The 9,781-nt window shown below is 40.3% G+C and carries 11 protein-coding genes; 5 read left to right on the forward strand and 6 right to left on the reverse strand.

The window, feature by feature from the left end; all coding sequences use genetic code 11:
- Positions 1–106: 106 nt before the first annotated feature.
- Genes IQ31_RS27980 through IQ31_RS27990 form a run of 3 tightly spaced genes read right to left on the reverse strand, consistent with a single transcriptional unit; the run spans position 107 to position 2,809 of the window.
- Positions 107–2,053 carry a SusC/RagA family TonB-linked outer membrane protein gene (locus tag IQ31_RS27980; RefSeq protein WP_244294553.1) on the reverse strand — a complete coding sequence of 649 codons (1,947 nt, stop codon included), beginning with the start codon at positions 2,051–2,053 and terminating at the stop codon, positions 107–109.
- A 27-nt stretch (positions 2,054–2,080) separates the two neighbouring features.
- Positions 2,081–2,398, reverse strand: coding sequence for a TonB-dependent receptor plug domain-containing protein (locus tag IQ31_RS27985; RefSeq protein ID WP_312195289.1), 318 nt, complete (start codon positions 2,396–2,398; stop codon positions 2,081–2,083).
- A 3-nt stretch (positions 2,399–2,401) separates the two neighbouring features.
- Positions 2,402–2,809, reverse strand: coding sequence for a carboxypeptidase-like regulatory domain-containing protein (locus IQ31_RS27990; protein WP_244294550.1), 408 nt, complete (start codon positions 2,807–2,809; stop codon positions 2,402–2,404).
- Positions 2,810–3,334: 525 nt separating this feature from the next.
- Between IQ31_RS27990 and IQ31_RS21160 the strand changes: the two genes are divergently transcribed.
- Together IQ31_RS21160 and IQ31_RS21165 are read left to right on the forward strand one after the other, a co-directional pair.
- A complete protein-coding gene (locus IQ31_RS21160; RefSeq protein WP_046672804.1) occupies positions 3,335–3,814 on the forward strand; it encodes a cation:proton antiporter regulatory subunit in 480 nt (159 codons plus the stop codon).
- A gap of 3 nt (positions 3,815–3,817) precedes the next feature.
- Positions 3,818–5,059 (forward strand): cation:proton antiporter, encoded by a 1,242-nt coding sequence (locus IQ31_RS21165; protein ID WP_046672803.1) that lies wholly within the window; start codon positions 3,818–3,820, stop codon positions 5,057–5,059.
- A gap of 119 nt (positions 5,060–5,178) precedes the next feature.
- Here the strand turns inward: IQ31_RS21165 and IQ31_RS21170 are convergent, their stop codons facing one another.
- On the reverse strand, positions 5,179–5,508 hold the full coding sequence (locus IQ31_RS21170; protein WP_046672802.1) for a metal-sulfur cluster assembly factor: 330 nt from the start codon (positions 5,506–5,508) through the stop codon (positions 5,179–5,181).
- A complete protein-coding gene (locus IQ31_RS21175; RefSeq protein WP_145329938.1) occupies positions 5,505–6,674 on the reverse strand; it encodes a glycosyltransferase family 4 protein in 1,170 nt (389 codons plus the stop codon). The genes IQ31_RS21170 and IQ31_RS21175 overlap by 4 nt, the downstream gene beginning before the upstream one ends.
- A 111-nt stretch (positions 6,675–6,785) precedes the next feature.
- Between IQ31_RS21175 and IQ31_RS21180 the strand changes: the two genes are divergently transcribed.
- From IQ31_RS21180 to IQ31_RS21190, 3 genes are all read left to right on the forward strand, one after another.
- Positions 6,786–7,754 carry a polyprenyl synthetase family protein gene (locus IQ31_RS21180; RefSeq protein WP_145329940.1) on the forward strand — a complete coding sequence of 323 codons (969 nt, stop codon included), beginning with the start codon at positions 6,786–6,788 and terminating at the stop codon, positions 7,752–7,754.
- Between the two features lie 84 nt (positions 7,755–7,838).
- On the forward strand, positions 7,839–8,615 hold the full coding sequence (locus tag IQ31_RS21185; RefSeq protein WP_046672799.1) for an amidohydrolase: 777 nt from the start codon (positions 7,839–7,841) through the stop codon (positions 8,613–8,615).
- A gap of 424 nt (positions 8,616–9,039) precedes the next feature.
- Complete coding sequence (locus IQ31_RS21190; RefSeq protein ID WP_244294551.1) at positions 9,040–9,411, forward strand: MarR family winged helix-turn-helix transcriptional regulator; 372 nt, start codon at positions 9,040–9,042, stop codon at positions 9,409–9,411.
- A 177-nt stretch (positions 9,412–9,588) separates the two neighbouring features.
- Here IQ31_RS21190 and IQ31_RS21195 read toward each other — a convergent pair.
- The coding region (locus tag IQ31_RS21195; RefSeq protein ID WP_145329942.1) for a transposase at positions 9,589–9,781 on the reverse strand (193 nt) is incomplete at its 5' end.

Raw genomic sequence — 9,781 nt, forward strand, 5'->3', positions numbered from 1 at the left:
GCCCAAAGTCCCTAACTCGCCAATAGGATGAATTGATATAATACGTATGGTTGTTTACTGGCGTGTATCCAGGGGATGGGATGTCTGTGTTTGTACACTCCGGTGTCTAGTAAGGCATGTCAGCAAGATAATTGGCGCCGTTGTTAGGTAAGAAACGTTCGATGTTTTTGAAATCATCTATTTTCGTTCCACCAAATGCCCCATTCATAAAGAACGACAGGGAGAAATTTTTGTACGTGAAATCATTGCCTATACCGAGTGTATAAGGTGATATTTTGTTTCCAATAATGGTACGGTCATTGGCATCGATTATACCGTCGTTGTTGAGGTCTGCTAACTTGGCATCGCCAGGTTTCGCTTTAGGTTGATTGGAGTTTGCGATGTCGTCGCCCTCTTGCCATACACCAATGACTTTATAGTCGTAGAAAATACGGATAGGCTTTCCGATTAACCAGGCATTGGTCAAATCATCTTTTCCGTCAGCGCGCAGTTTGGTGATTTTATTGTTGTTATAAGCAAAGGTTGTATTTACATTCCATTGGAAATGGTCATTTTTGACAGGTATGGCATTCAAGGTAACTTCTATCCCTTTGTTGGAAGTTTCACCGATATTGGTCAAAATGGTGTTATAGCCGTTCATGACAGGGACCTGTTCACTTAATAAAAGATCCGATGTTTTTGAGGAGTAGTAGTCGATCGTTCCTGAAAGTCTATTTTTGAGAATCCCAAAATCCAAACCAAGGTTTAATGAAGCTGTCGTTTCCCACGTTAGATTGCTTCCACGGCCATTGAAATTCATCACAAGTCCTTTGACTGGATCAAGACCATAAATATAATCGACGTTGGTCAGACGGTCATAAGTTTGATAAGGTGATACGGCCTGATTTCCATTTTTACCATAAGAAACACGAAGTTTTAACAAGTCGAAATAGTCCTGCACATTCCCTTCTTTAGAAATTACCCAGGCTCCTGCAACGGATGGGAAAAATGCATATCGGTTGTTAACAGAAAATGCGCTATAACCGTCCGAACGACCTGTTAAGGTTAATAGGTAACGATCCTTAAAGGCATAGTTGATTCTTCCCATATAGGAAATCATCGCTGTATTTTGAAGGTTGGATTCGATCTTAAGATTTTTAGAGGCAGAAGCCATGTTGTTATATCCGGCATCTGATACAAAATCGTCTCCATTCATTTTTGAAGTTTTCAAATTTGTTTTCTGGGAAGAATAGAGGCCCACGACATTGATCTTATGGTCACCAAAGGTAGGGTCATAGGTCAAGAGATTTTCCCAGGTCCAGTCCCAGAAATGCTCATTGTAAATTGATCCGGTACCATTCACGCCGCGTCCTGTGACCGTATTTGAGCCATAGTAGGAGTTTTCGTTAATATTTCGGTAGTTGGTTCCGAAGGTGGTTTTGAAACTTAATCCTTCAATAGGGAGTTTCACATCAAGCCAAGTATTCGCATAGACCGTTCTTCTGGTCTGATCCCATTGGCCTTTTTCGTCTGCGAAAGGGTGTGCCCACAAGGTTTGTGCGTACATCGGGTACGTTACAGCAGTGCCATCGGCATCACGGTTTTTACTGTAAGGGGAAAGTTTTACAACACTTTCAAGGTTAGGCTGTACGCCGTCACGGTTCCCTTGAGAAGCCTGCATGGTCATTCCTAGCTTTAACCAAGAGCTTAAACTTTGGTTGAGGTTTAGATTGACATTATATCTTTCGTAGGGCGTGTTTTTTACCACACCATCTTGATTTAGGTAGCTTACAGATGCATAATAATCGGATTTATCCGTTCCACCCGAAAAACTGAGTTGATGTTCCTGAATGGGAGCGCCACTATTGAATACTTCGTCCTGCCAATTGACTTCTTCCCCTTTTTTGTATTGTTCTAATACGTTGGCAAAAAGATAATTTTCTGGGTTGAGCTGATCGCCGGTTTTTCCTTTCGAAGCCTGGTAATCACGCATAAATTGGATGTACTGTGGACCGTTCATCAATTTAAGGCGGCGTTCTACACTTTGAACCCCAAAATAGCCGTTGTAATTGATGCGTGCTTTCCCTGCGGCACCCTTTTTTCAGGTGATGAGGATAACGCCATTTGCAGCTCTTGAACCATAGATTGCGGTGGATGAAGCATCTTTCAGTACCGAGATACTGGCAATTGTATTGGAAGAGATATCGCCCAGGGAGCCACTAAAAGGAATTCCATCCAGGATAATTAGGGGTGCATTGGACGCCGAGATCGAGTTCTCACCGCGGATATTGATAGAAGCTGTTTCGCCAGGTTTGGCCGAACCGGAATTGATCGCTAAACCAGAAATCTTACCCTGAAGTTTATCGACAACATTCGGTGAATTTATTAGTTCCAGGGATTTTGCTTCAACTGTAGCGATACTTCATGTCAAATCGCTCTTTTTCTGTTTACCATAACCTACGACCACAACTTCATCCAAAACATCCTCGGATTTTGTCAAGGTTATTTGTGCTGCTTGTGATACGGGAACTTCTTTCGCCGTAAATCCGATCGAGTTAAATGTTAGGATGGCACTTTTTGAACTGACGTTCAGTGAGAAGATTCCGTCTTGATTGGTTGTCGTTGCTGCCGCTTTACCTTTTTCAGAAATGGTAACCCCGCTTATTGGTTTCCCGGTTTCATCAATGACCTTTCCGGAGACGACCTGCTGAAAGGGTGAAAGACTGGTTATTGCAACTAAATTACGTGGGTTCGCTACCCCGTAAATAGGTGCCGCTAATGACAAGATTGATAATGGTGTCAGAAGGATGAGATGACTCTTTTTGACCATAGGTGTGTAATTTAGATTCAGTAAGTGTTTAATGCGGCAATTATAAAGAAATAAACCTTTGGCAATTCTATTGCTTCTTGGAACAAACGATTGCATGAACTACGAAAACGTTATAGAAATGGGTATTTGTAATGAAAATTGGAGCTAATAAAAGCTGATTTGTTCTGTTAGGAACTCGGATCGTTAATAGCCTATGTACCTCGAGCGTTTTTAGTGTTGTTCAGTTATGTCATCACGATGCCATACGTCGAAAAAAGGGATGAAATCGGTTAAAAGAGTCGTTTTTCTGCTCTTTTTTTAGTATTTTGGGGTAATTTGCTCTTTGTAGCCCATCCCGTTAGCTACCTGCGGATTCGTTTAAGATTGATTTTTTGGGTAAATTTGTGTTTTAGTAGCTAAGGGCTGATGCTGTTTTTCCTCAAAGTCTTTGTTTTTTTGCGAGAAAGAACCTTCAGCTTGCTTTTGTAATTGTGGTATACCACGTTATGAAGCTTATATTATTAGTATTTATTTAAATAGAAAATTATGTCTATTGTAAGAGAGTCCGATCTGATTGGAATTGGAAAAAAATTTCAAATTGAAACCGATGCGGGAGACAATATGGTTGTTGTTATCCATGACGATGGTAGACGGGAACTTTATCGCTATGATGACGAGGAGCATGAGTCACGTTGCGTCATGACACTCAATGACGATGAATCTCGGCAGATTGCGGGTATTATCGGTGGCTTGTCCTATAAGCCTAAAGCATTGGAGACAATTGAAGTTGCTTTGGACGATTTACGCATTGAATGGTACAAAGTGGAAGGCAAAAATGAGGGTGCTGGTAAGACAATTGGAGAGCTGGAAGTTCGTCAACGTACAGGCGCATCGATTATTGCTGGGATACGGGATGATGATACGGTTATAAATCCAGGACCGTCTTATTTGATTAGCCCAGGCACCACACTTGTCATCGCTGGAAAGAAGAATAATATTAAACTTTTGAAGGAAATTTTACTGTAATTTATGCTATCACATACCTTAATTCTGGAAATTGGAATCGCTGTAGGACTTGTTGCCATTGTTGGCCTAATAGCTAATAAGCTTAAGTTTTCTGTTATTCCATTTTTCATTATTATAGGAATGGTTTTGGGGCAGCACGCTCCGCAGGTTGGTCTGGTGGATTTAACATTTACAGAAAGTAAACCCTTTATTGATTTCATGGGACGGTTGGGCGTATTGTTCCTGCTGTTCTACCTTGGCCTTGAGTTTTCGGTCAATCGGCTGATTAAGTCCGGTAAAGCAATTGTCACCGGTGGGACAATTTACGTCTTATTGAACTTTACTTCAGGTTTGTTGATCGGATGGCTAATGGATATGCCATTTAAGGAGATGATGGTGTTATGCGGTATCATGACGAGTTCATCCACGGCCATTGTTGCAAAGGTGCTGACAGATCTCAAACGTACAGCCAACCCGGAGACGGAGGTGATCATGGGAATGATTATGTTCGATGACCTGTTTATAGCGATGCATATTTCTTTCCTTTCGGGCCTGATACTGACAGGAAGCAGTTCGTTTTGGACGGTAGCTGGAACTTCCTTACTGGCTTTGGGATTTATATTGGCCTTTTTGATTTTGGGCAGAAAACTGGTGCCTGCGATCGATCGCTTATTGAAGGAAAAAACTTCTGAATTATTTATATTGATCATCTTTGCCTTACTTTTTATTGTGGCAGGTTTCTCCGAAACCATCCATGTTGCGGAGGCTATCGGGGCATTGATGGCCGGCTTAGTGTTGGCGGATTCGCAATACATCAAAAAGATTGAATCGATGGTGCTGCCCTATAAGGACTTTTTTGGGGCCATGTTTTTCTTTAGTTTCGGATTGTCTATTGACATTATGTCCCTTGGAGGAGCTGTCTTTTGGGCTTCGATTGCAGCGCTGGTGACGGTGATGGGGAATCTTGCTTCGGGCTATTTTGCAGCTAAATTTTCGGGTATGAAACCTAAAACGTCCTTTGATATTGGTTTTACCTTGTCTGCACGGGGGGAGTTTTCCATTATCATGGCAAATATTGGTAAAGCAGGGGCTTTATTACCCGTTATTCAATCCTTTGTGGTCGTATATGTGCTTATTCTTTCCATTGTATCCCCACTATTGACCAAAGAGTCACGTAAGCTTTGGAAATTACTTTTCGGTGCGGATGCCAATAGTGCCAAGCCTTTGAAAAAGTTGAGCGATTTGGAAAACAATCAGGGCAGATAGACCTGCGGATAGGGTACAGCTCAAACGATGTTTTAGGAGAGGCATATAGCATATACAAACAAAACGGGGCTTTCCAATATTCTTGGATAGCCCTGTTTTGTTTGATTAGTCGGTGAATTTTACAAAAAACCCAGCTCCAGTTTTGCTTCTTCAGACATCATGTCTTTTGTCCAGGGTGGATCAAATGTCAATTCGACCAATGCTTCTTTGACACCTGCTACAGCAGCAACTTTTTCCTGAACTTCATTCATGATTTCGCCTGCCACGGGGCAGCCAGGAGCAGTCAGCGTCATTACAATCTTTGCAATACCCTCTTCCTTCGTAATGATTTCATATACAAGCCCCAAATCCACAATATTTGCGGGTTTCAGTTCAGGATCATAAATTGTTTCCAGTACAGCTTGGATTTGTGGCGCTAGACCCAGTTTATCTAATACAATGATACTCATTTATTCAGTTTTTTATCGTGAATAGCGTTTTGATAGATCGCTAATAATTTCGCTTCATTTATTTCAGGAGTAAAATTACTAAAATAGTAAGCAATACAGGTCTTTCTTATCTCATCTTTTTCATTTGTCGTTTTTGTACTCCACTCCCTTAAACATTGGATGATATCGTTTTTGTTGTGGGGATCGAAAGTTTGTCCTGTTTTGCCGGGGATAATCAGTTCGGGGAGTGGGCCTAGATTTGAGCTGAGCACAGCTGTTCCGACTGAATAAGCCTCAAGAATCGTGATCGGCATACCTTCAAAACAAATCGATGGTACGAGTAGTGCCTGTGCTTTGGCTATCAGGGGAAGTATTTCTGACCTTTTTTTAAAACCGAGGTAGGAAATATTCGGCTGGTCTTTAATTCTTCTTAGGACCTCATTTTCGAGCGGACCGCCACCAATTAGCTGTAGTTGAAAATCTGTTCCGATAAAAGTATCGATCAGATTCAATATCCCCTTTTCATCTGAAAGACGACCGACATATACAAAGTGGGCCTGCGGACCCTCTGGTGCTATTGTCGTAGGAAAGACAAAATTCGGTTTGATCGCGAATTTAGTAGGCGGAAGATGCAAGGTCGATTCAACGAATATGTTCTTTGCAAAAGAGCTTAAATTGATGTAGCGATTTACCTTTGCCCAAGTTCCAATTTTACGATGAAACCAGTAATTCAGTGCGAGAAGAAATGTTTTTACTATAGAGTTGTTAAATGCTTTTTGTCGAACGGCTGTCCACGGAAACTCCTCTTGGAGTGAGTCCAAAAAGAGGTGGTTGTGGTGGTACAGCGTCGCCGAAGGGCATAGTAAACGGAAGTTATGCAAGGTCATGACCTGAGGGATGCCGAGTTTTGCAATTGTACGGACGATAATCGGGCCCGCTGCGTAATGGGTGTTGTGAACGTGAACGATGTCCGGTTTAAACGTCCGAATTATTTTTTTGACACGTTGAGCAGCGCAAATATTCCAAAAAGATCCTATTGTCTGTAATGCACCCTGCCAACCCTTTTTATTTTGAAAGGTTAGCGTTTGGACCTCATGTCCTTGCGCGAGGAGGGAAGATTCCTGCTGAAATACAGTGTCTTCACCACCAGGATCTTGATAAAATGTATGGATAATCAGTATGCGCATAATAAAAGACTTATACAAATGTACAATTTTGAGGTGACTTCCTTTAAAGGGACAAAATTGCCATTTCTATATGATTATTGCTATATTCGCAAGATTCGATCGTAAAGATATATGCAACATTTACAACAACTCGTGATAGAGGCGATAGAGACAAGTCAATTTCCTGAAACACCATCAAATTTATATGATCCGATACGGTATATATTGACTTTGGGCGGAAAGAGGGTTCGACCAGTGCTGACATTGATGGCTGCCGAATTATTCGGTATGCAAGAGATGGATGAAATTATCCCTGCTGCCAAGGCAGTGGAGTTTTTTCATAACTTTTCACTGATCCACGATGATCTGATGGATAAGGCTCCTTTAAGAAGGGGTAAAACGACAGTTCACGAAAAGTGGGATGCTAATATTGCTATATTGTCTGGAGACGGCTTGTTGGTCAAAGCTTATGAGGAAATTTCAAAGTGTAATCCTATTTACCTGCCTGCAACCTTGAAAATTTTGAGTAAAGTGGCTATGGAAGTATGTGAGGGGCAGCAATTAGATATGGATTATGAAAGTCGGGATTCGCTGACAATGCCTGAATATCTTGAGATGATCCGTCTTAAAACTTCGGTGTTATTGGGCGGAGCGTTACAGTTGGGTGCTATTTTGTCTGGAGCAGATGAGCAGCAACAGCAGCTGATCTACGATTTTGGAGAAAATGTCGGCTTAGCATTTCAATTACAGGACGATATCTTGGATGCCTATGGAGATCCAGATACCTTTGGAAAGATCGTTGGTGGTGATATCATGATCAATAAAAAAACCTTTTTATTGGTGAAGTTGATGGCGGTAATTTCGGACGACGATAAGATAGTCTTACAAGGCTTATTGGACACATCTATAGCGACTGCTCCATCAAAAGTAGCGGATATGCTTGCCTTATACGAGAAGTATGCGATTAAAAGTGCTGCCGACGAATTGAAAGATATATATACACAACGGGCATTTGAAAAAATGGAAGCATTGAATGTACCAAATGATCGCAAAGAAGCGTTATTAGTGTTAGCAAATAACCTTTTGGTAAGACAGCAATAAGTATAAATTCTATTAAAATTCGTATCTTGCCTGTAAATGTTTTTTTTGTAAGAAAATAATTAAATAAATTTTTAGATTACGTTCATGGAGCCTTTAAAAATCACCGTATTTCAAGCATATTTATTCTGGGAAAATATAGAGAAGAATCTAAATAATCTTGCATTGAGACTTTCCTCATTGCGTGAGAAAACGGATGTTATTATTCTCCCCGAAATGTTTAATACAGGCTTCACGAATAATGTCGAGAAATGTGCAGAACCTGCAAATGGGCCTACAACAAGATGGCTATTTGAGATGGCAAGCTCACTTAACTGCGTTGTTGCCGGTTCTTTGATTATTGAAGAAGGCGGAAAATACTATAATCGTTTTGTATGGATGTTCCCTGATGGTAAATATGTCAAATATGATAAACGTCATCTTTTCGGATTATCTAAAGAAAGCGAGTACTTCGAGCCAGGAAATGAACGTATCTTGGTGGATATCAAAGGATGGAAAATTTGCCCGATGATTTGTTATGACCTTAGATTCCCCGTCTGGTCTAAAAATCAAAACGGAGCATATGATATTTTAGTGTATACAGCGAGTTGGCCAGACAAGCGCTCCGCACATTGGAGAGCCCTTATCCCAGCACGTGCGATAGAAAACCAAGCTTATGTTGTTGGGGTGAATCGGGTAGGTCATGATGGTAATGATATTTACTATTCTGGTGGCTCTATGTGTATATCGCCACTTGGTGACGTGGTATATTATAAACCGGAAGATGAGGACCTGTATACCTTTACCTTAAACCCGAATGACCTGTTGGAAGCACGTGAGAAATTTCCTTTCTTAAAAGATTCCGACTCTTTTACTATCGGATAACATCCTCTAAATTAGGTATAATTGCAAGCATTTATTTTTTCTGAGAGTGCCTGATCTTATTAGTCAGAAAGAACCTTCAGTTTGATTTAATTGCTGTTGGTGTTTGTAAAGTTATGAAGGTTTTGTTTGTATCCTTTTTATTTATTAAATTCAGTCTAGTATAAATCAAATTGTTATGATTTATCAACATCTACTTATGACATGTTGATAAAATTTTGTTTGAGACAGCTATATTAAAGCGTAATTTAGGCTAACTATTAGCCAAAATACGTTTAGCTTTTTCTCATATTGGATTAAAGACGACGTTTTATTATTAAAATAAGTTGCGTAAACAACCATAACCATTATTCATATGTTAGACCAAGATTTAGTATCACAAGAGTATTTTTATAATTTCTTAACAGGGAAATACTCAATTGCAGTTATGCGGAGATTACAGCGTAATCTCAAGGAGGCCGGGTTAAACATTACTTCTGAACAATGGAGTATCATGTATAACCTGTGGGTAGAAGAGGGGCTTACCCAGCAGGAGCTTGCTGTTCGCACATTTCGAGATAAACCAAGTGTCACTCGATTAATTAATAACCTGGAAAGGGTAAATTTGGTTATCCGCGTTAATGATAAAAACGACAGACGGTCCAATCTGATCTATTTAACAAAAATAGGACGAAAGATGAAGGATGAAGGAATGAAGCAGGCAAAAAATACCATTGAACAGGCTTTAGGGGGCTTGGCCGACGATCAAATTGCCTTGTCAAATACCATTCTGCATCGCGTATTATTTAATTTGAAATAAAGATACTTAGTGGGGGTTATTTTATAAGTGAACTATCAGGGTATAAAAAAGAAGCTGTCTCAAATTTATTGAGGCAGCTTTTTTATTAAATATGGCTATGCGATAGATTTGTGAGTTGTTTGTTGATTATTTCACAGAACTGTTCATTTGGGAAGAAAAAGAACAAAAAGTAGCTTTTTAAGCTGCTTTTTTCCTTAGATTTTGCGCTATAGCCAATAAACCCCATTCTATGGACACTTTTTCCTTACCGCGGAGCATAAATCTTCGGAACCCGTGGTTCTGTTTTATGTTTCCAAAGACTGGTTCGACATCGTGACATCGCTGTTTTCTTTTGGCTATACCGACATCGCTGTTAAGCAATCCGTATGCT

Source organism: Sphingobacterium siyangense (assembly GCF_007830445.1).
GTDB classification, from domain to species: Bacteria; Bacteroidota; Bacteroidia; order Sphingobacteriales; family Sphingobacteriaceae; genus Sphingobacterium; species Sphingobacterium siyangense.

Bases quoted from the DNA above. Each gene is read 5' to 3' on its own strand.
- IQ31_RS27990 (WP_244294550.1), bottom strand. From the start codon at position 2,809: ATGGTCAAAAAGAGTCATCTCATCCTTCTGACACCATTATCAATCTTG.
- IQ31_RS21170 (WP_046672802.1), bottom strand. From the start codon at position 5,508: ATGAGTATCATTGTATTAGATAAACTGGGTCTAGCGCCACAAATCCAA.
- IQ31_RS21180 (WP_145329940.1), top strand. From the start codon at position 6,786: ATGCAACATTTACAACAACTCGTGATAGAGGCGATAGAGACAAGTCAA.
- IQ31_RS21165 (WP_046672803.1), top strand. From the start codon at position 3,818: ATGCTATCACATACCTTAATTCTGGAAATTGGAATCGCTGTAGGACTT.
- IQ31_RS21190 (WP_244294551.1), top strand. From the start codon at position 9,040: ATGCGGAGATTACAGCGTAATCTCAAGGAGGCCGGGTTAAACATTACT.
- IQ31_RS21185 (WP_046672799.1), top strand. From the start codon at position 7,839: ATGGAGCCTTTAAAAATCACCGTATTTCAAGCATATTTATTCTGGGAA.
- IQ31_RS21160 (WP_046672804.1), top strand. From the start codon at position 3,335: ATGTCTATTGTAAGAGAGTCCGATCTGATTGGAATTGGAAAAAAATTT.
- IQ31_RS21175 (WP_145329938.1), bottom strand. From the start codon at position 6,674: ATGCGCATACTGATTATCCATACATTTTATCAAGATCCTGGTGGTGAA.